We start from the raw sequence: 25,547 nt of genomic DNA, 5'->3' as shown, positions 1-25,547 counted from the left end.
AGCAATGGTTATGCCTTTTTTATGGATGATCTTAACCTCCTTAAAAACGTATGCTGAGTCCATTCATGTTCCGCCTGTTATATTTCCGAAGGACTTACAATGGGGGAACTTTATAGAGGTTTTTGGACTTCTGCCTTTTTTTAAATTTATGTTTAATACATTTATTATTACGGTCGTACGGACTGCAGGACAGTTATTTTTGTGTTCGTTAGCCGCCTATGCATTCGCTAGGATTGAATTTCCAGGCAGGAATATCCTATTTTTGTTAGCTTTATCCGTTTTAATGGTACCAGGACAAGTGTTTTTGCTCCCGCAATATATGATTATGGTGAAACTTGGCTGGTTGAATACATTACAGGCAGTAATAGTCCCTGGAATGTTTAGTGCATTCGGTACGTTCCTGCTAAGGCAATTCTTTATGGGGCTTCCAAAAGAACTAGAAGAGGCAGCAAGACTCGATGGCTGTAACCATTTCCAAATTTACTGGAAAGTCATGCTTCCTCTCGCCAAACCTGGTTTAATTGCATTGGGTATTTTCACTACTCTTTGGAGCTGGAATGAATTGATGTGGCCAATGATTGTGAACAGTTCTCCTGAATCGATGACACTTTCTGTTGGATTGTCATCCCTTCAAGGTCAGTATTTAACGAACTATCCGGTACTTATGGCAGGCTCCTTTTTAGCGATACTGTCCATGCTTGTTTTATTTATCATCTTGCAAAAACAATTTATTGAAGGAATTGCAGTAACAGGAGGAAAATAATATATACCAGATTGAATAAGGCTAAATTTTACATCAAATCAATAATATAAAACCTCGATATGTTGGGTTGACCCTACAAGTTCTATTGGTATAATATAAATATAAAATGTAAGCATTGTTTTGAAATGGCTTATTATAGATAACCATTATACTGAGCTACCACATTAAAAACTCATAGTAATTGACTATGAGTTTTTAAAAAGAATAACTTGTACCAACAACCCATCTCCGCTGAAGCAGTATAAAAAGGCTGAGAGAAAAGTACCATTTTCTTTGGAGGTAGTAACAAGTATAAGAAATGATGTGAATAGCTTGTTGACATAGTAGAAAACGGGTGGGGATTTAGAGGTGAGGAAAATGAAAAAGGCAATTGGCATTGACATCGGAGGGACTAAAATTGCAGCAGGGATCATTACCGAATCGGGAGAATTGCTAAAGCGTGAAGATGTAAAAAGTGATCCTTCTGACCGGGAAAATATGTTTGCTAGAGTGTTAGAAGCGGTAGAACAAGTTCTTAAAAAATCATCTTTTTCCTTAGCCGACATAGAAGGTATCGGTGTGGGGGTGCCAGGCAAAGTAGATCGTGAGAATGGCATCGCTATTTTTCAAAATAATTTACCTTGGGAACAGTTCCCCATCACCGCTCGTTTACGGGAGCAATTCGGTCTCGAACAGATTCAAATTGACAATGATGTCTATATGGCTGCATTTGCCGAGTGGAAGGCAGCTCAGGTAAAGCGGAGTGAGACATTTGTCTATGTGACTATCAGTACCGGAATCTCCTGTTCCATCATTCAAAATGGTTCATTTTTTAGGGGTGCTGGATTCGCCGGGGAACTAGGGTTAATACCGGTACTCTCGAAGACAGACAATAAGGGAAATAAGCGATTGGAAAAAGTGGCTGCTGGACCGGCCATTGAAAAGTTGGCAGAAAAGGAATTGCAAGTTGAACAAATTTCCACTAAAGAAGTCTTTGCAGGCTATGCAAAGGGGACATGTGAATATCTACCATTCATTGAAGAAGTGACAGACAACTTAGCTCAGGGACTTTATACAATTTCCTGTTTATTGGATCCACATAAAATGGTTTTCGGCGGCAGTGTCATCGTAAACAACCCTTTTCTGCTTGAGTTACTGAAAGAAAAGCTACAAAGCTACCAATTACCTGAACAACAACATATTTTAGGTCAAATGAGTATTAGCAGATTGAGGCAAGATAATGGCGTCGTTGGTGCAGGATTGCGAGTATTCGAGAGGTTATAAAAAAGGAGAAGTGTTGGAGATGTTTAAACTGGATAAAGAAAAATTAGTATCGTTAGGTGCATCGATTACAACTGAGGAAATCAAGCAACAACCTGCTTTATGGGATGAAACCTATTTATTGTATACAAAAAAACAAGAGGAGATTCAAGCATTTTTGCAAAAACTGTCTAAGCAACATGAACGAATACGTGTCATTTTTACTGGTGCTGGAACTTCTGCCTATGTCGGTGAGACGGTCTTACCATATTTAAAAGGGGTAGTTGATGAAAAAAAGTGGGAATTACTGAGTGTCCCGACTACCAATTTGGTGTCAAACCCCTATGAATTTTTAAAAGCAGATTTCCCAACCTTGCTGGTTTCATTTGCTCGAAGCGGCAATAGTCCCGAAAGTGTGGCTGCTGTAGAATTAGCTGAACAAATCGTAACAAATTTCTATCAATTAACGATTACTTGTGCAAATGATGGCGAGTTAGCGCTAAGGGCAAAAGGTGATGAACAAAATCTTTTGTTGTTGATGCCTGAAAGAGCCAATGATCAAGGATTTGCCATGACCGGAAGCTACTCATGCATGACATTAACAACATTACTCGTATTTGATCCGCTGCCATTGGCGGAAAAAGGGTCGATTATCCAAACGATTGGTCAAATGGGTGAAAGTGTTATTCGTAGAGAAGATGATATCCAAAAAATAATTGATTGCGATTTTGACCGCATCATTTACCTAGGTTCAGGAAGTTTAGAAGGCTTAGCGAGAGAATCGCAGTTAAAAGTACTAGAGCTAACAGCGGGAAAAATTGTAACCGCATTTGATTCGCCATTAGGATTCCGACACGGGCCTAAAGCGTTTGTCAATGAAAGAACGGTGGTTTTTGTATTTGTTTCTAATCACCCTTATACACGTCAATATGATTTGGATATATTAAATGAATTGCAGCGAGATAACATTGCCAACTATATTTGTGCAATTGAAGTTGATGGGGACACGAGCTTTGTAGGCAACACGTTTTTATTTGGCAGAGATGCTCAATCCGTTCCGGATGTTTACCTGGCATTACCTTTTGTCATGATTGGACAAACTGTCTCACTACTAGCTTCCGTAAAAGTCAGGAATACACCGGATACACCTTCACCGACAGGGACGGTTAACCGTGTAGTAAAAGGCGTAACCTTATACGAATATACGTAAATAGGGACTGGAACGGTTAGTAGTTTTATAGAATTAGTAAATAAATAAGTGTTTTCTTCTGGAAAAGGTGGTAGATGCTGATTTTCTGCAGTTTCCCACCAATTCTATCAAATTGAACACTATTAGCAGGTGCAGTACTTGCCAATTAAAAGGTTCTTGCAGGGATGTAAGACCTCAACCTCATTGCTGAATCATTGGGTCCACTTTCTAAAAAAAGTACAGAATTTTCAATCTGCAGTTTCTACCTAAATAACAACCAGAAAGAGTGATTACGATGATTTTAGCTGTAACAATGAATCCATCAGTTGATATATCTTATCCGATTGATCGATTCAAGCTTGATGATATCAACCGTGTAGAAACGGTACGTAAAACGGCTGGTGGAAAGGGCTTGAATGTTGCCCGAGTAATCGCACAAATGGAAGAAGAGGTCTTGTCTACAGGTGTGTTAGGTGGAACTATTGGCAATTACATTGTTCAGCAATTGAATAAAAGTAAAATTCCCAATGACTTTTTGAGAATCGAAAAGGAATCAAGAAATTGTATCGCCATTCTTCATGAGGGAATGCAAACCGAAATTTTAGAATCTGGTCCCACATTATCCGAAAAAGAAGGAGCGGATTTTTTAGAAAAATTTGAATGCTTGCTTAAAAACGCATCAATTGTAACGATTTCAGGAAGTTTACCGCAAGGCTTACCGACTCACTTTTACCGTGAGATGGTTGAAATAAGTCGTAATAAGGGAAAGCCCGTGATTGTCGATTCATCAGGAGAATCGTTAAAACAAGTCTTGATGCATGAGAAAAAACCATTTGCCATCAAGCCGAATACTGCTGAATTGTCACAGCTGTTAGGCTTTGAAGTGGAAGCAGGAATCATCGATTTGAAACGAAAATTAAACCATAAGATTTTTCAGGGGGTTGAATGGATTGTCGTGTCCATGGGTGGTAATGGTGCCTTTGTCAGGCATTGGGACGATTATTATCAAGTTACGATTCCAGAAATAGATGTGGTCAATCCTGTGGGGTCCGGAGATGCAACCGTTGCTGGGTTAGCTGTGGCATTGAACCGAAATCAAACGGTGGAGTCCGTACTGAAAACGGCTATGACCACAGGCATGCTAAATGCCATGGAAGAGGGTACCGGTTATATTAATCTAAACAAATTTAAACAGTACTTTGATTTTGTAAAAGTTGAAAAAATAGATTGATAGAGGAGAATACCGATGTTAGAACTAACCAAAAATAAATTGGAAGCTCTTAAACGTTTGTCCGATGAAAATGGTGTGATTGGAGCATTAGCCATTGATCAACGTGGTTCATTGAAAAAAATGATTGCGTCTGGCGATGCAAGTCATGTGGGAGATGAAGGTATCATCCGTTTCAAAAAATTGGTTTCTGAGGAATTAACACCGCTTGCAACAGCTATTCTTTTGGACCCAGAATATGGTCTGCAGGCAGCAAAGGTCCGTGACAAGAATGCCGGTTTATTAGTAGCCTATGAAAAAACTGGTTACGATGCGTCAGATGTGGGCCGTTTACCTGATTTATTACCGGAATGGTCAGTGAAACGGTTGAAAGAAGCCGGCGCAGATGCTATCAAATTCTTACTATATTATGATGTCGATGAAGAAGAAAGAATTAATAACTCTAAGCATGTCTATATGGAACGTGTTGGATCGGAGTGTGCGGCTGAAGATCTTCCGTTTTTCCTGGAAATTATCTCGTATGATGCTAAAAACGATGATGCGAAAAGTAAAGAGTACGCAAAAGTGAAACCGATTAAAGTGATTGGGGCCATGAGGGAGTTCTCCAAACCTCAATACCAAGTCGATGTGTTGAAAGTTGAAGTTCCGGTAGATATGAACTTTGTGGAAGGGTATACGGAAGGTGAACCTGTTTACAGTAAAGAAGAAGCTGCCTTCCTTTTCAAAGAACAAAGTGAAGCAACAGAACTGCCGTTTATCTTCTTGAGTGCCGGAGTAAGTGCAAAGCTATTCCAAGAAACACTGAAATTTGCGAAAGAATCCGGTTCTACCTTTAACGGTGTGTTATGTGGCCGGGCAACCTGGAAAGATGGTGTGGCACCTTTTGCTATAGATGGAGAACAAGCAGGACGTGTCTGGTTACAAGATACAGGTAAAAGAAATATTGAACAACTGAATGTCGTATTAAAAAAGACAGCCGAATCCTGGTTTGGGAAAATAAAATAAAGGTTCAATTTCATTAAGACAGAAATTACAGAGAAAAAAAGTGATTATTTCAGTTTCGAAATTATATTTAGTATAAGTTCGAGGGTGAGTATGGTGGGGGTTAATATTACAATCAATATTTCATGTGAAAAAACTCTGGAGAATAATAGATTCTCCAGAGTTTTTTCACATGATGTTAAGTGTCGTTTTTACTTTAATGAAATTGAACACTAATCCTTGATTTATAGAGATATCTTCATGTTCAGTAAAACCTTCGGCAATCAGGCTCTCAAAAATTAACGTGTACCCACATGCCCTTTTCCTATACAAAAATATATAAAAGTTAATGAAAACTTTACTTTTATTTACATACTTCTCGTATTGCTGTCAATGTTCAGTAATACACGTTTGTTATAATCTTTTAAAAGTGAAATAGGTTTTGGATAGGTGTCTTCTATAAATCTTATATATACAGAAGAATATATGGTAGGAGTGAACAACATGGAGCAATCTATAAATCTAAATGAGCATATATTTACCGATAAAGATAGATATGTAATCATTACGAATGCTTATCCACATGAAAAGCAGTTATACCGGAATGGGTTCATCCATCGAAGAGTCAAGGCATATATGGAAGAGGGCTTGAAGGTCGATGTCTTTGTTTTACATCCTACCTATAAAAAGGCGGAAAGATATACGTATGAAGAGGTGCCTGTTTATCGAGGAACTGAACAGCACTTGCGCATTTTTTTGGATCATAAAGTGCATAAAAAAGCGCTCATTCATTTTGTGAATCCCCAAATGGTACAAGCGATAAAAGAAACAAACACAGACTTGCCAATTATTACTTGGATACATGGTTTTGAAACGGAATCTTGGCATAGAAGATGGTTTAATTTTCTTGAAAGTCCTGAAAGCTTACGGAAGATACTTGAAATGGCGGACGACTATTATGAAGAACAACTTTCTTTCATGAATTGGTTTTATCAAACGAATGAATTGGATACAACTTTTGTTCATATTTCTAAATGGTTCAAAGAACATATAGCCGAATGCGACGCGAGAACAGAATCAAAAAATGCAGTTATCATTCCCAATGTAATAGATGACAATCTGTTTACCTTTATAGAAAAGCCAGTGGAAATGAGGACAAAAGTACTTTCGATCAGACCTTATGCTTCTCGAAAATATGCCAATGATTTATCGGTGAAGGCGGTGCTGGAACTTTCAAAAAGACCGTACTTCAATAAATTGGAGTTTGCTTTTTATGGTGATGGAAAGTTATTCGATCAAACCGTTGAGCCAATCCGTAATTTTGAGAATGTAACCATTCATAAAGGCTTCCTATCTCAAGAACAAATCGCTGCATTACATAAGGAGTATGGTATTTTCCTTTGCCCAACCCGTTTGGACTCACAAGGGGTTTCCATGTGTGAGGCCATGTCCAGTGGACTAGTGCCGATTTCCACAAATATTACCGCAATCCCGGAATTTGTGGAACATGATGTTTCTGGCCTTCTTGCAAAACCTGAATCACCTATTGAAATTGCCGATGCAATAGAACGCTTATATTATAATTCGGACGTATTCTTAAGAGTGTCAAAACAGGCATCGCAGTCGATTCGCGACAAATGTGCCGTAGATGTTGTCATTAAAAGAGAATTAGAGCTTATCGTAGGTTAATGGAGGGGAGTTTTTTCAATATGGACGAACGAAATGTTTATTGGAAAACGATGTATGATGAACTAGAAATACAAATGAAAAACATGATGTCCATGACATTGGAGCTTATCGAGAGCAATGATACTGAAAAACAAAACCTTATTGAGAGCGTTACAAAAGAAAATACGATGTTGCGAGAAGCATTGGAAAAAAGTAAGTTTGCCGAAAAAGAGAACAGTAAGCTGATCAAAGAGATCCGCAGACTTAAGGTACTGGAGCACAAATTTAACGTTACATATATGGGGAAGTTCACATTGAAATACCTTGAACTTAAATCATCTATGAAAGAACAGATTAAAAAATAGACATTCATATCACATTTCAGTCATTGGAGTGAAAACTTTGAGTTCACATGAATTAGTGCATAACAGAAAAATGAAAGTACTTCTATTTGGCTTTATTGACATGAATTCAATGGATGGTTCTGCCGTATTTTTATCTTCCTTAGCTTCTACTTTTGCGTTAGATTCTAATATCGAGGTTGATTTACTTTTAGCTTGCCCAGTCAAGCGCACTATCTTAATACAACCGCTTGAAAAGTTTGACAACATCAAGATTATTAATCCTTTTGTTGATCCTTTTTTTTATGCGACCGAAGAAGAATGGGTGAAAAGGGGTGTCATTGATTTTGATATAGCCCAAATGCTCATTTCTCATTATTGGAGTCAAAAGGAATATGATTGGTTATTTGTAAGAAGCATCGAGACTGTTGAAAAAATAGTCAAGCATAAGCATATCATAGAGAATACATTAGTTTATGCGACAGGACTGACTCACATCGGTCAGAATGTTAATGAAGAAAAATATGAGAGCATCAAAAATATATATGAACAGTGTGCGTATTTCTTATGTCAAACAGAAGAGATGTGCGAATTTGTCATTGAAATTCTAAATTTGGATAAAGAAAAAAACAAAGTTTCCCTGCTTACCCCGATGATACCGAACATCGAATCAGCGGAAGGGCAGATTCGGTTAAACAACAAACTTGTATATACCGGAAAATTCGACCCTGATTGGAAGACTATCCCGATCATAACCGCTTTTAAAGAATTAAAACGTGAGATTCCGAATCTATCACTCGATGTAGCGGGGGATAAATTCAAATGGGTTAAGGATGGATCTCAGTTTAAGGAGGAAGCGAAATATCTCCTGGAAAATACAGACGGACTTTCATGGTACGGGGCATTGACCAGGGAGAATGCTCAACAATTAATCGTGAACAGTGACATCGGGATCACTTGGAGAAGTGAGGAAATGGACAGCAGTCTGGAGCTGTCTACGAAGCTGTTGGAATACGGAATGTTAAGGAAGGCCGTTATCATGAATCCAACCCAAATGCATGTAAAGATCTTTGGAGAAGATTACCCTTTATATGCTGTTACAGAGAAGGATTTCCGTAGCGCAGTCAAATTGGCACTATGTAATCAGGATATATATGAGTTTGCCGCTCAACGAATGTATCAAGTTAGCAGGCAGTTTTTATTTTCCGAAACATTAAAGAAACTGCAAGGGCTATTATGGAGTAGACGTATTTCAGATTATTTAGATAAAAGTGAAAATGTGTATTATATGGATGAAGCTGACTTAAAAGAACTGAATAAGCATGTATCAACATCGAAGGTAAAGAAATTGGCAGCTAAAATCGAGCTTGAAGAAGTTTTTACCTATATTTTCAGTAACATGCCTGAGGAATTAACGAAGGTAGAAAAACTAGTGAAACTGTCTGGTTATGGCCGAATCATTCAAGCTGAACAAGCAGGATGTTTTACCTTCCTCCAAGTTCATAAAAGTGATGAAAGCTTTGAGCAAAATATTCAAAATAACCTGCCGTATTTAAAAATTATCGGATTTAAAACCAATAGCAGTCCGAAATTAAGACCAAAAGATATCGAAATTCCATTGAAGGAACGGATAATAGTCGATAATAAAAACAATGAAATAAAAGGGAAAAATAAAGAATTGATTAAAGAAGTAAAGCAATTAAAAAAACTGAATGCAGTTCAACTTAAACAAATGAACAAGATGGAAAAACAAAATCTATCTCTTGAACGTAAATACGATTCACTTTCGAAGTCAAAAATGGGTAAGATGACATTCAAGTATTGGGATTTAAGGAAAAGGCTTAACTTTTAATAAGATGGTAAGCCTGCAAAAAAAATAATAGACATTGCGGAAAAAATAGTAAAGCAATGTGGCTGAGTGTAACTACTAAAATCAAAATTATTCTTTTCGGATGATTGCTATATTGGTCAACTAAAAGCTCCTGAAATCAATTATCGTACAGGGGCTTTTGTCATTTGTTTCGAGAAATGGAGTAGCAAAATGCACTGAAAACATTTAGAATTCAACACTCACTTAGCGCGAAAAAGTCAAATGCCAATGAATTCTCAGAACTTCTATTACTGAATTAAGCGTGATAATCATAATATTGAATTAATGAAGCTGCTACAGTATCATTGAATATTATAATATTCTGAAAAGGAGGAGGTGAATAGACGATGGAGGAGAAAGAGTTTAAAGCGATCCAAGATGAGTATCCCGACGAATTTGCCTGGTGCTATGGATGTGGTAGATTAAATGAAAAGGGCCATCATTTTCGGACAGGCTGGCATGGCGAGAATACTAGGACGATATATAGACCGCTTCCGGAACATATGGCCATCCCCGGATTTGTCTATGGCGGCTTGATCGCTTCGCTAATTGACTGTCATGGAACTGGTTCGGCTGCGTTGGCCTTGCATCGAAAAAACGGGCATGAAGTAGGGGACGGGACGGAGCCTCCAAGGTTTGTCACTGCTTCATTAAATGTGGAATTCGTAAAGCCAACCCCGAAAGATGTGGCATTAATGGCCGTTGGCACAATTCATGAGATTCATCCTAAAAAATGGAGAATTGAGACAGAAGTATTTGCTAATGATACAGTTTGCGCTCGCGGAGAGGTTGTCGCAGTCTTAATGCCAAGCACTTTTATTAGTAAAGGTTAACGTAATGATGAATGTTGGAAACAAAATAAGTAAGCGCTTACTTTATATGCAGTATAACTTATTAATAGAAATCGGACCGTCCAACTTTTTGGACGGTTTTTTAGTGTATGTAAGTGTTCATTTCATACAAGTTAGGGCATATATGTTACCTGTTACCGAAAATCATAAACTAACTTTTCGATTTCTCAATATACTTAAACTACAAGCTAAAGGGAGGCCGCACATATGAAAATTCAGGTAGAGATCGATGAGGAGGTCAAGGCGATAGAAGTGCTAATTCGCAACCATACTTGGAATGAGGAAGTGGAGCAGCTGATGGAGCGCTTAAAAGAAAGGAAAAGGCCATACTTTGTTGGACGGAAGGCAGACATGCAGCATGTTTTCCGGGCAGAGGAAATAATCTGTTTGTTCACCGAACAAGAATCCATAATGGTACGAACGAAACAGGGGACGTTCGAAATGAAAGAAAGATTATACGAGCTTGAAAGGGATCTTCCTGGTAATCAGTTTGTGAGATTGTCCAAGTCGGTGATCGCCAACCTTGATGAGTTAAGCAAATTTGAAGCATCTTTCAACGGGACATTATGTGTATATTTCCGGTCAGGGGAGAAGGAATACGTTTCCCGGCATTATGTTCAAGGAATCAAGAAAGCATTTCAATGGAAAAGGAAGGGATTATGATGAAAACACTATTATTCAGTAGCTTTGTCGGAATTTGCTTTGGAGCGCTCGTCATGGTGTTGACGTGTTTTGGGGTCATCGGTTTTGGTGAGATTACAGCATTGGACAGTGAGATGTTCGTGAAAAATGCGATAGGCTGCCTATTATGTGGCTGGTTTTTCAGCACGGCAACCATCTTATTCGAAATTGAAAAATGGAGCTTATTATTTCAGACCACCATGCACTTCCTAACTGTCAGCATCCTCTACTTTCTACTATCTTTCTTCGTTGGCTGGATCTCATTCAGCATGAAAGGATTAGTGACTGGTATATTGATTTTCATCCCTTTCTATGTGACCATTTGGACAATTTTCTATCTCTACTTTCGCTTTCAAATGAAAATATTGAATGATGGACTTGATAAGAGAAGGAATTGAGGAATGGCTGAGAGAAGAAGTGAAAATACGGATGTGTTAAAACATCAAAAAGAAACAGGCGCCAGCTGAAAATTCCGGTGCCTGTTTCGTGCGACTTATGGTTAAACTTAAAGGATTTTATTTGTCTTTCCACTATTACTGGCTTCACTAAGTGTAAGTGATTTAGTTTCAGGAGCCCAGGCTATTGAATTCGACCTAAACCACCAATAATTCGACCTAAACCAAAATAATTCAACCTAGATCAAAATAATTCGACCTAGACCAAAATAATTCAACCTAAACCACCAATAATTCGATCTAGACCAAAATAATTCAACCGAAATCACTAGTAATTCGACCGACAATCCAAGCAAGATTCGTTCGTCATCGTAACTAATCCGTACGTTTGCATGAACAAAATCGTTAGTAAGTGAATATAAGTAAAAAAATGGATTATTCTAATGGTTTAGTGGAGGTGTCCATTTCCTTCAATAGATTGCCGACTTTTCTAAATAAAGCATGTCATTTTAACTGCCAGATATAATTAATTCTATATTAATGGGAGATATTATCGAAGAAAAGGTTAGGTTACTGTAACAGTTGTAAGTTGCAAAATGAAAGGGATCGATTTTAACTGATGGATGACAAAATCATTTAGTATATTTTATGTATAGAAGAGTGGCAATGTGGGAATCATGTGGATAAGGAAATAAATAAACAAGCAATGAAATAAATATTAATAATATCCAAGTTACTTAGTATAATAGAAAAAAGGTTAAGGAGTTGGTTTCTAATGGAGAAGCAATTGCCGGGAACATCACTGGAGCCTGAAGAGATGGCTGAAATGGTATTGGAAAAGGCCCTAAGCGATTATAGAAAAGCACAAATTGAAAAAGCGATCGATGACTCCTTGAAGGATAGGGATAAGGAAGAGTTCATCCGTTTAACTGAACTATTGAAGAGCATCTCATGAAACTTTGCGCAGAATGACAGACAAGGGTTATCATATATAGAAAAGTCTCCGATCATGAAATTCATTAAAGCATACTAACGTTAGCACGTTCTTTAATCGAGTCTAAGGATATAGGAATCTACAGAATCTTCACAACTAGATTGTAAGCGCTTTCTTTTAAGGGTATAATAATTATAAGAATACGAGAAGATCGTGGGAATTCCTGAATTCACAGGCAGTAGTGGTTGAAAGGGTTATGCAACAGGATGACATGCTAAAAGGGGGAAAAGATATGAAAAAGAATGGAGTGTCGCTAGCTGAATTTGTACAGGAGGGTCGATTTGAACTCAACTCCTACATTACGTCTTTATTCAACAAACTGAATGATTATGTTCCCAAAAACCTTCCGGATAAAAGATAAAACAGATAATGAATCAGAAAGTGCTCAGCGCTTCCTGATTCATTTTTATTTTTTCTTAATGATCGATAATGAAGAGTAGTTATCGACCTTTTCGTTTTCAAATACTTTTTTGCTAATCAACAAGTAATGCAGTGTGGTTGATTTCCACTCCAATCAATTTTAATTAGTTTAAGTTTTTAAACTGAGACTATATTTTTCCATATTTATTAGTAAGGGTGGAAATATGTTTTTTTGCTATCGCCGTGCTGTGGGAAGCGGAATGGTCGCCTTTTACATACAATAGCTTTACCTTCACTGAAATTTCAGGCTCCCATTTATGGGGGCCCTTTTTTTTACTCATTTTTGTCCAACGATACAGTATTCAAAAGCCGGAACCGATAAGCTGCAGCAATCCGGAAACCAGAAGTGAATGGTTTTTCTGTATAGGTGCTTTTATTGCATTAAAAAAACTTTTTGTATTTCTTTAATTTATAGATGACGGTTGGCTGACTGATGCCCAAGTGATCTGCCAGTTCATAAGTGGTTTTACATTGCTTCGATGCTTTAGCAAGCAGTTGGATTTCAACCTTTTCCAATGTCCTCTTTAAATCGAATTTCTCTTCCCATTTCTGGTCAATTTCCAGCAATGAGCAATCTTCAGGCTGTTCGATTTGGCCTGTGATGGAATGAGGCAAGTGTTCCGGAAATATAATGGTTTCCTCAATGGTCAGGATTAGTCGTTCAATTAAATTTTCCAATTCGCGTATATTTCCGGGCCAATCATAATGCGTCAGCACTTCATATGTCGAGGGGTGGATTTTTTTGGACTTATGGTATTTAGTATTGGTTTTACGTAAGTAATGTTGTATTAAGAGAGGGATATCCTCTTTACGTTCATGTAATGCCGGAATCTGGATTGGAATTACATTCAATCGATAATATAAATCGAGCCTAAACTTGCCTTCACTCACCATCTTCTTTATATCTTGATTTGTTGCTGCTACAAGGCGAAAGTTAATTTGGATTTCTTTCTTCCCTCCGAGCCGCTTTAGCTTTTTTTCTTGTAACACTTTCAATAATTTAGCTTGCATGGCAAGTGGGAGCTCCCCGATTTCATCCAAGAAAAGGGTTCCGCTGTCAGCCTGTTCAATCAGGCCCTGGCTTCCTTGCGTGCTTGCCCCTGTAAATGCGCCTGGTTCATAGCCGAATATCTCTGATTCAAACAAGCTATCAGGTATCGTGCTGCAATTTACTTCAATGAAAGGTTCTCTCTTTCGGTTGCTTTGATTATGTATTGCACGGGCAAATGTACTTTTTCCTACCCCTGAAGGGCCCAATAAGAGAATTGTGGCATCGGTCTTCGCAACATTATGGAGCGTTTTTATAATATGCTTCGTTTCGTTACTCCTCGCGATCATATCATGGTGATCCAGCTCCTTTTCCCTCAAATCCTCGACTTCCGTTTGATAGCCTTTTACTTTTCTTTGTAAGTGCTCAAATTGGTCCTGCAATTGCAGGATCTCGGTTTGATCCTGACCATAGCTGATTACCCTCGTAAGAATGCCATCTTTATTGAATATAGGATAGCCTGTCGACATGACGACATGACCCGTTTTTGTTTGCTGCATGATTCGTTTTGCTTTCTTTTCTTTTAAAACAAGCGCATTGATGGAGGGGGAGAGCAGGCCATCTTTCTCAAATTGATAAACGGAGGCTCCTATATATGAGTCACTTTTCATGCCATAAATCTCCCACAGCTTTGGGTTGGAATATAAAATGATTCCATCTTGATCGGTAATCAGGATATTATTATTCGAGGTTTCAATGATCTTTTGTAATTCTTCCTCAAGCATTTCGTCTTTCATGATTTCGACTCCTTTCGACTGCTGTTAATTAAAATATAAATCATAAAGTTTGAATAATCAAAAAGTAAATCAAAAAAAGGGGCGTTGATTAATCTTTTAATCAATCAATAGGAAAGAAAACCGAAAAACCGCCATAAATGGCTGCTGACTAGTTGGCGCGATTCTTGCTTATGTAAAGGTAAGATGAAAATAATAGTAGAAACTTAGGAGGATGTTACATGATGAAATATCAACCGAAAGACTCATTCAATTCACCCCGTTTTTGTGGAGTGAGGACGTTTATGCGGCTCCCATTCGTTGAACAGGTTGATGAACATATGGATTTTGTCATTACGGGAATTCCTTTTGATTCCGGGCAATCATTTAGGACGGGGTCAAGATTCGGACCAGGAGCGATTCGGGATTTTTCCATTCTATTACGACCATATAATCCAGAACAAGATATTAATATTTTTGATTATATATCTGGAGTTGATTATGGGGATATTCCGGTTGTTCCTGGCTATATATCTGAAACTTATAATAAGATCGAAACTGAGCTTACACCAGTTATTGAAAAAGGGATCATTCCGATTTCATTGGGAGGCGACCATTCCATTACGTTAGGGGAGCTGCGTGCAATCGTAAAAAAACATGGACCGGTTGCCCTGCTGCAATTCGATGCCCACTCCGATACGTGGGATAGTTATTTCGATCAAAAGTATAACCACGGAACCGTTTTTCGCCGCGCGATAGAAGAGGGTCTCATCGATGTATCGCGATCTCTTCAAATTGGCATGAGGGGTGGTCTGTATGGACCGGAGGATTTGCAGGATGCCCGGGACTTGGGCTTGGGTGTTTATACAACGAATGACTATAAAAAGATCGGCGTCGAAAAGATGCTGGAGGTCATCCATGAGCGGGTAGCGGACGGTCCGGTCTTTTTATCATTTGATATTGATTTTTTAGATCCGGTATATGCACCAGGAACAGGGACGCCTGAGGTTTCAGGGGCGAGCATTGATGATGCATTAGCGTTCATCAGGGGCTTGACGGATATTGATTTCGTAGGCTTCGATCTTGTCGAGGTTTTACCGGCGTACGATCATGGACAACTCACCGCAGCCGCAGCCGCCAACATTGTCTATGAATTCATTACACTTATCGCACTTGCGAAAAAAGGTAAGCAGGATAAATTGGAGAAGGTGCAAGATTTGGAAAAACATCTTAACAACTAATGGGAGGAATCGATGAAAACCCATTTTAAACGGAAGCGCTAAAAAACAAACCCCTAAAGGAGATGTGTACATGCAAATTTTGGATATATCAATCATGATTCTATATTTTTCTGTTTTAATCATTGTAGGGGTAATCGGATCGAAACGGGCAAAAACGGCGGATGATTTCATTGTAGCAGGGCGTAATCTTGGTCATTTCATGTATTTATCGTGTTTAGCGGCGGTGATATTAGGTGGAGCTTCCACTTTAGGTACGGCAAAGTTAGGTTATCAGTTTGGTATATCAGGTATTTGGCTCGTCGTGATGATCGGGCTGGGCATTATTGCTATCGGCCTATTTTTAACAAATAAGATTTTTGATTTAAAAGTGCTGACGATCAGTGAAATGCTTGAGAAGCGGTACAATTCCCAAACACGTCTGATCAGTGCCTTGGTCTCGGTCATCTATACCTTCATGCTGACTGTAACGCAAGTGATCGGAATGGGGACAATATTACATATTTTGGCTGGCTGGAACTTAACGGTTTCCATGATAGTCGGGGGCGGAATCGTTTTATTTTATACAATATTAGGCGGAATGTGGTCAGTTACCATGACGGATGTAATCCAATTCGTCATCATGACAATCGGTATCTTCCTTATCATGCTTCCAATGAGCATTTTCAAGGCAGGAGGGTGGAGCTCGCTTCAAGAGAATCTCCCGGCATCACATTTCGAATTAGGCAACATCGGCGGAGGCACGATCTTTCAATATTTTTTATTATTTACATTAGGGGTAGTTGTGGCACAAGATATTTGGCAGCGCCTTTTTACGGCACGAACCAAAGCCATCTCCCGCAGTGGAACGATTGGAGCTGGAATATACAGCGTTTTTTATGCAATAGCAATCAGTATCATTGGAATGTGCGCTTTTATTATCCTTCCTGATTTAGGCGATCCGCAAAATGCGTTTACAAGTATCGCGATGGAAACATTGCCTGTCGGGCTATTGGGAGTTGTCATTGCGAGTGTGGTCTCTGCCCTGATGTCCACTGCATCAGGAACATTGCTCGCTTCATCCACTTTAGTCGTCAATGACCTCATAAAAAAATATATCGGTCCAGGAATGAGCGAACGTCAATTTGTAAAAACATCACGAATCACGACTTTGACGATTGGTGTGATGACCATCATCGTTTCAATCTGGATTCAAGATATTTTAGTAGCATTGGATGTAGCCTACGCAATCTTATCGGGCGCCGTATTCTTTCCGATCATTCTTGGCTTCTTTTGGAAGAGGGTCACGGCTAAAGCTGCATTCTACTCCATTCTGGCGAGCATGATCGTTATCATCGTCGGATTGGTCATAAAAGGTCCTTCCTCGACTGGTCCGATTTTATATGGACTTGCTACAAGCTTTGTCGTCATCACTGCCCTTACTTTGCTAAGTCCTCAAAACGAAATCTTAACTAAAGGTGATGCAACTAAAGATATAAAAGGCAAAGGCGTAGATATTGCCAATTGATGGACTATTTAGAGGGGAGACGAAAAATGAAAAAGACAATTCCTCTGCAATCCCCACTTGATAAGAGCGCCGTCACTGGAAAGAACGGATTCAAAGTTTGGCTTCAATGAACGGATAGCGGGGCTTCACGGTACGAGACCCGAAATATACAAACCATTTTTGATCAATCCGTTCGGGATGCACTTTAGTCAAATTTCCGTTTCAAGTCTTAAATTGGTAAATCATAAGATATTGTGGAGGGGGAACATTCAGTGAATATCGCTGCCTTCGTCATGCATTCGGATATCCATAAGGCGAGGCCGGAAGCGATTGTAGTTCCTCCCCTTTTTTTACAGCATTATTGTAAACTTTTGTATAGTGGCCACTTCCTCAAGTTTTTTCTGTATAGGACAATCTCCAATCAGGAAAAGCTTGATGTAAGGAGGCGATGTATGAATGGGTACTTTCGAAGTTATTTCCCTGATGCTAAGCTTTGGCATGTTTGTAATTGCTATTCTTGATTTCAAAAATCATGATAAAAATCCTTGAAGTATTGAAAAAGTCCCGTATTAAGGTTACGATTCCCACCATTCACTCATATAACCCAAAAGAGGACACCATTAGAAGGTGTTCTTTTTGTTGTTGCCAATCTTGGATTTCTCAAATGTTCAGCTTTGACAAAACGAAGCTATATCATTATAGTTATATAGACTGGTTGTTATAATTTTTAAGGAGTGATCCAGCTATGGCAGGCAAAAAAAACTCAAAAGACATTCTTATTGAGGTTGCTTCACGACTTTTTCGAATACGCGGCTATTATGGTGTAGGGCTTAAGGACATCATTGAGGAAAGTGGGGTCCCTAAAGGTTCCCTTTATCATTATTTTCCGAAGGGCAAGGAGCAATTGGCGATTGAAGCGGTCAATCATACGAAGGAAATTGTCATAGATGAAATTGAACGGGGGTTTGGGGAGTTTGAAGACCCAATTCAAGCGATCCAGGCTCATATTCTTCATATATCGGGAATTTTTGGCGAAAAAAATCTATTGGGACTGCCGATCGGGACGATAGCGGCGGAAACATTTACGACAAGCGAGCCGATAAGAACAGCCTGTCAAGAGGCGATGGAAGATTGGCAAGCCATTTATGTGCAGAAGTTACTCGAGGCGAATTACAGCGAGAAACGATCAAAGGAATTGAGTATCGTCATTAATGCCTTGATTGAAGGCGGCATCCTTCTATCTTTAACGGCGAAAAATGGGGAGCCGCTAAAAGCGATAGCCGAACAAATCCCCTTATTGTTGGCAACTAAATAAGTCATACGAAAAAAATATTTAGCTTAAGTAATTGGAGGAATTCATTTTATGTCTACAGATGCAACACAGCAGCAGAGTCCGGCGATAAGGACGACACCTATTTTAATATCGTTTTTAATGGCAGGATTCATCGGTTTATTCAGTGAGACCGCTTTAAATATGGCGCTAGGGGACTTAATACAGGAGTTCACCATCAGCCCTTCCACTGTGCAATGGCTGACAACGGGTTACTTATTGACTTTGGGAATATTAGTTCCCGTTTCCGGGCTCTTGATTCAATGGTTCAGTACACGCCAGCTATTCATTGCAGCCATGGTGTTTTCCATCATCGGGACGCTCATTGCAGCGATGGCACCTGGTTTCGGCATCTTGATGCTCGCACGTGTCATTCAGGCAATCGGAACCGGTCTTTTATTGCCGCTCATGTTCAATACGATTTTGGTGATTTTCCCGATTCATAAACGGGGAGCGACGATGGGCTTGATGGGGCTAGTGATTATGTTTGCACCTGCAATCGGCCCCACCGTTTCAGGCTTGATCATCGAAAATTTGAAATGGAACTATATATTCTGGGTATCTTTACCGTTTTTTGTAATAGCATTGCTTTTTGGTCTCAAGTATATGCAAAACGTTTCGTCCATCACCAAGCCAAAAATCGATGTAGCTTCCATAATCTTGTCGACAATCGGTTTTGGGGGAATCGTTTATGGTTTTAGTATTGTAGGTGATCAAGGCTGGAGCGATGTAATCGTTCTTTCCTCGCTCATTGTAGGTGTTATAGCTTTATTCCTGTTTGCCGTAAGACAATTCAATATGGATAAACCGATGATCGACTTGCGCGTGTTTAAATATCCCATGTTCACATTAGGGCTATTGACCGTATTCATTACGTTCATGATCATCATGTCTTCAATGATCCTTTTACCGCTTTACCTGCAAACGGGACTGACCTTAGCAGCATTTTCCGCCGGACTTGTACTTTTACCGGGCGGTGTGCTTAATGGTATCATGTCTCCGATAACAGGTCGCATTTTTGATAAGTTCGGCCCGAGAGGCTTAGTGATTCCAGGCTTCATTATCATGATAGCCATGTTATGGACGTTGACGAACGTAACGACTGAAACGTCGATCATCATGGTGATCGCCATGCATACCTTCCTGATGATTGGTGTTTCGATGGTCATGATGCCTGCCCAGACTAACGGGCTGAATCAACTGCCGAAAAATCTATATCCTGATGGCACGGCACTCATGAATACATTGCAGCAAGTATCGGGTGCAATCGGAACGACGGTTGCCATTACCATCATGTCAGCATCCCAAAAAAACTATATGGAAAGTGCAGAAAATCCTTTCGATCCTTCAGCCATAAGCGGTTCTTTGACGGCGGGAGTTCAGGATGCCTTCATTTTCGGTCTTGTCATTGCCATTGCCGGTTTGATACTTTCATTCTTTATTAAAACGGCACGCGAAGAATAAAAACAAAAAGGTCAGCAAGAGAATATCCCCTTTATAAAGGACATTTTCTTAAGAGCTATTCAACCCAAAGGAGATGCTGTCTGTATTTTACAGGCGGCATCTTTTTTAGGGACTGAATTCAATTCATCATCCTAAAATCAGAAACCATAGTCATAAAACCTTCTTTTTCTTCGAGGTAAGGAAAGTGGTTACTTTCTTCAAAAATATAAAGCTTCGAATTCTTCAATCGAACGTCAATGTCTTCAGAGAAAATCAAAGGGCATTGTGCATCATAGCGTCCACAATAAACGATAGCAGGAATTCTAACCCTAGTTAGTTCGTCTCGTATATCAAAATTAGGTAAGTCATAAAAGGAAAAGTAATCTAACCTCCTTTGAACGACTCTGCCGCTAGAAGGTTTTTGAAAATATCCGTCTCGTTTTCGTTTATCGTATAGGGACATATCCGTCCATTCTCGATTGGCAGATCTTTTTATCGCAGTTGTTTGATCGGAAGATTCCAAAATAGTGAATATTTCTTTCCACTTTTTATTAAGAGGACTGCTTGGACTGTACATGCTTCCTTCATGCTCCATATATTTGTTTGTAGCGGTTGCCCCTCCGACCATTACCTTTGAGAGGGAATCAGGAAAGCAGGTTGCATAGACCAAACCGAGCATGCCGCCAGTAGAATGCCCGGCAAATCCCCATTGCTCCAATCCTAATTCTTCCCTAATGGCTTCTAAGTCAACAACTGATTCTTTCATGCTCATTTCTGCGCCTACCACTGGTTTGGAAGAGCGTCCTGAACCCTTTAAATTCACAAGATACACTTTGAAATCATTTACAAATGTATCAGCAAAATAATAGCCAAGTTCATTGAATTCGCTATATAAATGAGTGATGCAAACTGGTTCACCAAGACCTTGAACAAAAACCTCGAACTCACCTCGTGCCGTTACAATCATTTGACGCTTCCACATGTAATACCCTCCTTATGAATTTTCAAATTTGATTTGGGTGATATAAACAATGTCTAATACCTTCTTGCCATGCTCTAAAAAATTAAATTTTATTGGTCTTTACTCCCATATTTTATCAAATGGGACTCGGACCGGAGTGAATTGTTTGAATATTGTTCATTTTTCGGATAATCTTACACAGTGACAGGTACTTACAATTAGCTTCTATCAAAAAACAAAGCGCTTAACAGGAGGAATTCAAATGAATCAATTACTGACTAAAATCTTTGAGCCTGTAACGATTGGTGCTTGGAATTTAAGAACAAGAACAGCGATGGCTCCCATGACACGGTCGTTTGCCGATAACGAAACGGGTGTTGTGAATGACGCGATCGTACAATATTACAGAAAGCGAGCCCAAGATGGTATCGGGCTCATCATTACAGAAGGTATAGTGATATCACCAAGAGCGAAGGGAAATCCAGGTGTTCCTGGGCTGTATACACAAGAGCAAATCAATGGATGGAAAAAGGTGACGGAATCTGTACATGCTGAAGGCGGAACGATCATTGCGCAAATTTGGCATGTCGGCCGAGCAAGCCACCACGAAATTGCTGGAGGGCTTCCTCCACAGGCTCCATCTCCCATCGCTGCCGAAGGAAAGGTTTCGCGATTTGGAAAGCCCTATGATAGGCCTGAAGAAATGACTGAACAAGATATTGCACAAGTGGTGGATCAATATAAACAAGCGGCGAAAAACGCAATCGAGGCTGGCTTTGACGGTGTAGAAATTCATGGTGCCCACGGCTACTTGATTGATCAGTTTAATTCCGACACATCCAATAAAAGAACGGACCGGTATGGCGGTGATTTAAAACAGCGCCTGACATTCTTGAAGGAAGTGCTAAGTGCTGTCATCGATGCGGTAGGAGCGGACCGGACCCTCATCCGTTTTTCGGCTTTTAAAATAGATCAACCAACATATATGTGGGAAGAACCAGAACAAGCGATTGAAACATTTGTTGAAGCATTTAAAGAAACGGGCGTCAAAATGATCCATCCGTCCACGATGGAATTCACCAAACCGATTGCCGGAGGAGCGACTTTGCATGAATTGGTACGCAGACACTGGGATGGAGTGATAGTGGGTGTCGGCGGATTTGACCCTGAAACAGCAGAAGCAGCATTGGAAAAAGGCATCATTGATGTTGCGGCAATAGGCCGTCCGCTCATCGCCAATCCTGATTACCTAACAAAAATCAAGCAAGATGAAGCACTTGTTGATTACGAAGCAAAGCAACATTTAGGCCAACTAATTTAATAGAGAAGCCGATAAGGGCCGTATCAGTAATCATCACCATTCAGTTGCGATTCTCCATTTAAGGAGAATCGCCTTTTCTAATGTTAACGGGTGCGATGAACGTTAAGAGTCAAAGGGAGGTAGGAAATGGGACGGATTATGGTAATTGGCGTGTCCGCGGGTGTCGGTAAATCTACTTTTGCAATAAGGCTTGGCGATATTTTGGATATTGATGTTCATCATTTGGATAGATTTTATTGGAGATCTGACTGGGTGGAGGCTCCGTTTGAGGCCTTTTTAGCTGCTCAGAAGCAAGTGCTGACTCAAGATAAGTGGATAATGGAAGGCAATTATGGTAATTCCATTGATTTACGCTTGAATCATGCCGAGACGATCATTTATTTAGAACTTCCCCTTCGCGTATGCCTGTATCGTGTTGTAAAGCGGTACCTTTCCTTTAGGGGAAAAACAAGACCTGATATCGGTGAAGGTTGCCACGAAAAACTGGACTGGCCGTTTCATAAATTCATCATTACTACCTACTATTCTCGCAAGAAAAAGATGAAAAACAGATTTGCTGAAATTAAAAGCAATGAGCCTGATAAGGTTATCGTTATTTTGGACAGCAAGCCAAAAATTGAAGGATATTTGTTAAATAGAAAGGGATGAGCGGACATGATGGGGAAATAGATAGTAAATATGCAAAGGAGGAGTGACATTGGTTACATGCTATTTAAAATATGTTATTGACCCTTACAAAGCAACTGAGTTCGAAGAGTACGCTAAGATGTGGATTCGCTTAGTGAATAAACTAGGCGGCTCCCATCAAGAGTATTTCCTTCCGCATGAGGGTGCTAATAATATTGCTTATGCCTTATTCACTTTCCCGAGTCTGGCGGCCTATGAAGAATACCGGGTGAATATGGGTTTGGATGCAGAATGCCAAGCAGCATATAAATATGCAGAGGAGACTAAATGCATCATTAGCTATGAAAGAAGCTTCATGCGCCCTGTATTCGAATGAACACTCTATTACTGGGCTGCTGGTTTATCGCTCTAGTCACCCCCAGGGAGAGTTGCTTTGGCAGCTCTTTTTTTTGTATGAAACAAGCGGAACAAGATACACATGCAGTTGTTTAATGTGAATTAATGTCGTATTATAAGATATATTCGTTAATTACGATACATAGGGGGTAAGAATGAAAAAGGAAATCGTAAAGATAAATCAATTATGGACGGATATTTACTATCAATTGCGTTATACGCACCAAGAAAAAATTACCCACCAAAGCATTAGGATCATGCAGGTAATTGAAAAAGAAAATGAAGTGGGGATAAAGGAAATCGCAAAAGCGATCCAAGTGTCTCACAACACAGCTTCAGAACATATTAAACGCTTAATGGAAAAAGAATATGTATTCAAATCTCGTAGCAGCAAGGATGAACGAAAGGTAATTTTAAGGCTCACAGAATTGGGAGGTGAGGTTTTACACCGACACTCAAGTCTCAATGAAGAAAAGCTTGAACATCTTCTTTATGAAAAAATGAGCAGTGAGGAGAGGCAACTTATTTTGGACGCATTTACATTAATGAGGGAGAGAGTGAACGATGTTTACAATCGTTAAAATTATCGCATCAGCCATCATCATTGGGGTCATTACCGAAATATCACGGAGATATCCCAACTATGGGGGGATGATTGCCGCTTTACCCATAGTCAGTGTAATTAGTATTTTATGGCTATATGTACAAGGGGAGCGGATGGAAGCACTAAGCGAATTTAGTTTAAGTGTGGTGTGGGGGATACCTGCAACAGTTGTTATGCTTGTGATAATTTGGATGGCGCTTCAGCACTCCCTTCACTTGTTTGCTTCATTGGGTTTAGGACTGGCAGGGTGGCTGGTATTTTTATTTGCTCAAAATCTGCTGATTAAACATTTAATCAATTAAAGTGTAAATGAACAAAGTTAAAGATGACTGGCCGTCATATCATTGACGGCAATGAGATTCAATTCCATTGTATTTTTTTAAAGAATTTCGGCGCCTTTTTGATTCCTTCCGTTCCTATAAAACTGCCAATGCTCGCCACTAATACGCTGGATGACATGTACTTGATTGTGAAATAGATTCCTGTTCCAACGATCAGGTCCAATAGGAAATTTTTTTTTATTGTTGAACCTTTAATTACTAAAAAAACGATTCGGTTGTCTTTCCCCATATCCCGCAATTTCACATCCTAGTCTTTTTCTAAATGGTATGACAAAGGGAGGTTGTCATATTCGCCTGCATCATTGATGTTTTAGTGAAAGACAGTTTCATCCTTTTAAAGGTTTTTTGAATTGGAGATAGAATTATTATTTTGGATGTATAAAACAAAAAATGAGGTGTTAGCTTGCAGCTATTATTCATTCGACATGGTGAGTCAGAGGACGATTTTCTTGAAAACGATTATCAAGGAACGACAGATTTACCACTAACCTCCAATGGAATTCAACAAGTACATAAAATGTGCCGACGCGTATCTGTTGAGTTCCCACCCGAATTCGTCTGGTCAAGTACCTTGCTTCGAGCCAGTGAGACTGCAGGAATGTTATCCGATACCATCAAATGTCCCGTGTCATTTCTGGACGATTTAAGAGAAAGGCAAGAAGATGAGAGTGAAGCTGATTTCAAATTGCGAGCTCAACATGCTCTATCCTTTATAAAAGAGAACAGTGCAAACCATAAAAGAATTGCTGTCATTTCCCATGGCGGGATGATTACAAACTTAATTGAACGATTCCTGCAATTACCATTCGAAATGAATGATGTATGGTTCCGTTCCAATAATACAGGTATACATCTTCTTGAATATACGGAACACCCATATAATCTTATTAGGTTCAGTAACTGTACCAGTCATCTGGATTAATGGAACCCCGGATTCATTTGAAAGATGAATGACTTTGGTGTTTGACAATGATAATAAAATGGCTTGATTAGGCGAACCAGCTTCAAAAGAAAATCAATTACTGTATAAGTGATGATAAAGGGCCGCCAAATGGTGGCCTTTCGAATGTGCGAATCTATCCGGTTTTCTTTAATAAAAATGTTATAATAGTAAATGGATGTCGTATAGCTCCATGGTTTTATGATTTGACCACTCATGTTGGCACAAAGAAGCATGCGTAATGGGTTACTCGTCAAGTCTTAATACTTTGGAAAGGAAACTGGAGGAGCAACTGAAGTGTGTCAGGATTTTGCTTCGTAGGTTACATCGTGAAAGTTTGAAATTGGTTCATAATGGTAATATATATATATATGAATAAGATTTTCACGAAATATCAGTGCATGAGGGTTAGAGTGTGCAGCCGGTTTTTCTTGCTTCAATATGGGGTCTTACTTGCTTAAATTCGTTACTTCATCAAA

26 protein-coding genes are annotated in these 25,547 nt (G+C 39.4%); 24 read left to right on the top strand and 2 right to left on the bottom strand.

What is annotated here, in order from left to right:
- Window positions 1-4: 4 nt before the first annotated feature.
- From ASU00_RS18100 to ASU00_RS26715, 13 genes are all read left to right on the top strand, one after another.
- Window positions 5-763: a carbohydrate ABC transporter permease gene (locus ASU00_RS18100; RefSeq protein ID WP_152983791.1), complete on the top strand. Its 759-nt coding sequence runs from the start codon at window positions 5-7 to the stop codon at window positions 761-763.
- Window positions 764-1,120: 357 nt separating this feature from the next.
- Window positions 1,121-2,026, top strand: a complete 906-nt coding sequence (locus ASU00_RS18095; protein WP_057914890.1) for an ROK family protein — start codon at window positions 1,121-1,123, stop codon at window positions 2,024-2,026.
- Window positions 2,027-2,045: 19 nt separating this feature from the next.
- Window positions 2,046-3,212 (top strand): SIS domain-containing protein, encoded by a 1,167-nt coding sequence (locus ASU00_RS18090; RefSeq protein ID WP_057914889.1) that lies wholly within the window; start codon window positions 2,046-2,048, stop codon window positions 3,210-3,212.
- Between the two features lie 274 nt (window positions 3,213-3,486).
- Entirely contained in the window at window positions 3,487-4,422 is a 936-nt protein-coding gene (gene lacC / locus ASU00_RS18085) for a tagatose-6-phosphate kinase (protein ID WP_057914888.1), read from the top strand.
- 15 nt (window positions 4,423-4,437) lie between these two features.
- Window positions 4,438-5,424, top strand: coding sequence for a tagatose-bisphosphate aldolase (lacD, locus tag ASU00_RS18080; RefSeq protein ID WP_057914887.1), 987 nt, complete (start codon window positions 4,438-4,440; stop codon window positions 5,422-5,424).
- Window positions 5,425-5,904: 480 nt separating this feature from the next.
- Entirely contained in the window at window positions 5,905-7,089 is a 1,185-nt protein-coding gene (locus ASU00_RS18075; RefSeq protein WP_057914886.1) for a glycosyltransferase family 4 protein, read from the top strand.
- Window positions 7,090-7,109: 20 nt separating this feature from the next.
- On the top strand, window positions 7,110-7,433 hold the full coding sequence (locus ASU00_RS18070) for a hypothetical protein (RefSeq protein WP_057914885.1): 324 nt from the start codon (window positions 7,110-7,112) through the stop codon (window positions 7,431-7,433).
- A 37-nt stretch (window positions 7,434-7,470) separates the two neighbouring features.
- Window positions 7,471-9,261, top strand: a complete 1,791-nt coding sequence (locus ASU00_RS18065) for a glycosyltransferase family protein (RefSeq protein ID WP_057914884.1) — start codon at window positions 7,471-7,473, stop codon at window positions 9,259-9,261.
- Window positions 9,262-9,626: 365 nt separating this feature from the next.
- Window positions 9,627-10,112 (top strand): PaaI family thioesterase, encoded by a 486-nt coding sequence (locus ASU00_RS18060; protein ID WP_057914883.1) that lies wholly within the window; start codon window positions 9,627-9,629, stop codon window positions 10,110-10,112.
- A 225-nt stretch (window positions 10,113-10,337) separates the two neighbouring features.
- Window positions 10,338-10,793 (top strand): LytTR family DNA-binding domain-containing protein, encoded by a 456-nt coding sequence (locus tag ASU00_RS18050; RefSeq protein ID WP_057914881.1) that lies wholly within the window; start codon window positions 10,338-10,340, stop codon window positions 10,791-10,793.
- Window positions 10,793-11,209, top strand: a complete 417-nt coding sequence (locus ASU00_RS18045; protein WP_057914880.1) for a DUF3021 domain-containing protein — start codon at window positions 10,793-10,795, stop codon at window positions 11,207-11,209. Before ASU00_RS18050 ends, ASU00_RS18045 begins: the two co-directional genes overlap by 1 nt.
- Window positions 11,210-11,981: 772 nt before the next feature.
- Window positions 11,982-12,161 (top strand): IDEAL domain-containing protein, encoded by a 180-nt coding sequence (locus ASU00_RS18040; protein ID WP_057914879.1) that lies wholly within the window; start codon window positions 11,982-11,984, stop codon window positions 12,159-12,161.
- Between the two features lie 271 nt (window positions 12,162-12,432).
- Window positions 12,433-12,561 carry a hypothetical protein gene (locus tag ASU00_RS26715; RefSeq protein ID WP_269085335.1) on the top strand — a complete coding sequence of 43 codons (129 nt, stop codon included), beginning with the start codon at window positions 12,433-12,435 and terminating at the stop codon, window positions 12,559-12,561.
- 440 nt (window positions 12,562-13,001) lie between these two features.
- On the opposite strand, the gene ASU00_RS18035 is transcribed toward ASU00_RS26715, so the two are convergent.
- Entirely contained in the window at window positions 13,002-14,405 is a 1,404-nt protein-coding gene (locus tag ASU00_RS18035; RefSeq protein WP_057914878.1) for a sigma-54 interaction domain-containing protein, read from the bottom strand.
- A gap of 218 nt (window positions 14,406-14,623) precedes the next feature.
- On the opposite strand from ASU00_RS18035, the gene speB reads away from it, so the two are divergent.
- The 5 genes from speB (at window position 14,624) to ASU00_RS18015 (ending at window position 19,899) form a co-directional block, all read left to right on the top strand.
- Window positions 14,624-15,622 carry an agmatinase gene (gene speB / locus ASU00_RS18030; RefSeq protein WP_057914877.1) on the top strand — a complete coding sequence of 333 codons (999 nt, stop codon included), beginning with the start codon at window positions 14,624-14,626 and terminating at the stop codon, window positions 15,620-15,622.
- Between the two features lie 70 nt (window positions 15,623-15,692).
- The gene (locus tag ASU00_RS18025; protein ID WP_057914876.1) at window positions 15,693-17,126 is read left to right on the top strand and encodes a sodium:solute symporter family protein; all 1,434 of its coding nucleotides are present in this window, start codon (window positions 15,693-15,695) and stop codon (window positions 17,124-17,126) included.
- Between the two features lie 435 nt (window positions 17,127-17,561).
- Window positions 17,562-17,654, top strand: a complete 93-nt coding sequence (locus ASU00_RS26380; RefSeq protein WP_220126990.1) for a putative holin-like toxin — start codon at window positions 17,562-17,564, stop codon at window positions 17,652-17,654.
- Between the two features lie 196 nt (window positions 17,655-17,850).
- On the top strand, window positions 17,851-18,420 hold the full coding sequence (locus ASU00_RS18020; protein ID WP_057914875.1) for a TetR/AcrR family transcriptional regulator: 570 nt from the start codon (window positions 17,851-17,853) through the stop codon (window positions 18,418-18,420).
- A 48-nt stretch (window positions 18,421-18,468) separates the two neighbouring features.
- Window positions 18,469-19,899, top strand: a complete 1,431-nt coding sequence (locus ASU00_RS18015; RefSeq protein ID WP_057914874.1) for an MDR family MFS transporter — start codon at window positions 18,469-18,471, stop codon at window positions 19,897-19,899.
- Window positions 19,900-20,017: 118 nt separating this feature from the next.
- Here the strand turns inward: ASU00_RS18015 and ASU00_RS18010 are convergent, their stop codons facing one another.
- Window positions 20,018-20,860, bottom strand: a complete 843-nt coding sequence (locus ASU00_RS18010; protein ID WP_057914873.1) for an alpha/beta fold hydrolase — start codon at window positions 20,858-20,860, stop codon at window positions 20,018-20,020.
- Window positions 20,861-21,101: 241 nt separating this feature from the next.
- On the opposite strand from ASU00_RS18010, the gene ASU00_RS18005 reads away from it, so the two are divergent.
- The 6 genes from ASU00_RS18005 (at window position 21,102) to ASU00_RS17975 (ending at window position 25,050) form a co-directional block, all read left to right on the top strand.
- Window positions 21,102-22,160: an alkene reductase gene (locus ASU00_RS18005; RefSeq protein WP_082630431.1), complete on the top strand. Its 1,059-nt coding sequence runs from the start codon at window positions 21,102-21,104 to the stop codon at window positions 22,158-22,160.
- A 126-nt stretch (window positions 22,161-22,286) separates the two neighbouring features.
- The gene (locus ASU00_RS18000; RefSeq protein ID WP_057914871.1) at window positions 22,287-22,808 is read left to right on the top strand and encodes a P-loop NTPase family protein; all 522 of its coding nucleotides are present in this window, start codon (window positions 22,287-22,289) and stop codon (window positions 22,806-22,808) included.
- 49 nt (window positions 22,809-22,857) lie between these two features.
- On the top strand, window positions 22,858-23,163 hold the full coding sequence (locus tag ASU00_RS17995) for an NIPSNAP family protein (protein WP_057914870.1): 306 nt from the start codon (window positions 22,858-22,860) through the stop codon (window positions 23,161-23,163).
- Between the two features lie 175 nt (window positions 23,164-23,338).
- Window positions 23,339-23,764 (top strand): MarR family winged helix-turn-helix transcriptional regulator, encoded by a 426-nt coding sequence (locus ASU00_RS17990; RefSeq protein WP_057914869.1) that lies wholly within the window; start codon window positions 23,339-23,341, stop codon window positions 23,762-23,764.
- Window positions 23,748-24,089 carry a DUF3147 family protein gene (locus ASU00_RS17985; RefSeq protein WP_057914868.1) on the top strand — a complete coding sequence of 114 codons (342 nt, stop codon included), beginning with the start codon at window positions 23,748-23,750 and terminating at the stop codon, window positions 24,087-24,089. The genes ASU00_RS17990 and ASU00_RS17985 overlap by 17 nt, the downstream gene beginning before the upstream one ends.
- A 442-nt stretch (window positions 24,090-24,531) precedes the next feature.
- On the top strand, window positions 24,532-25,050 hold the full coding sequence (locus ASU00_RS17975; protein ID WP_057914867.1) for a histidine phosphatase family protein: 519 nt from the start codon (window positions 24,532-24,534) through the stop codon (window positions 25,048-25,050).
- Window positions 25,051-25,547 lie beyond the last annotated feature (497 nt).

This window comes from Peribacillus muralis (genome assembly GCF_001439925.1).
GTDB lineage: Bacteria > Bacillota > Bacilli > Bacillales > DSM-1321 > Peribacillus > Peribacillus muralis.
The sequence above is the reverse complement of the archived record's forward strand: the minus strand, read 5'-3'. Positions and strand labels throughout refer to the sequence as shown.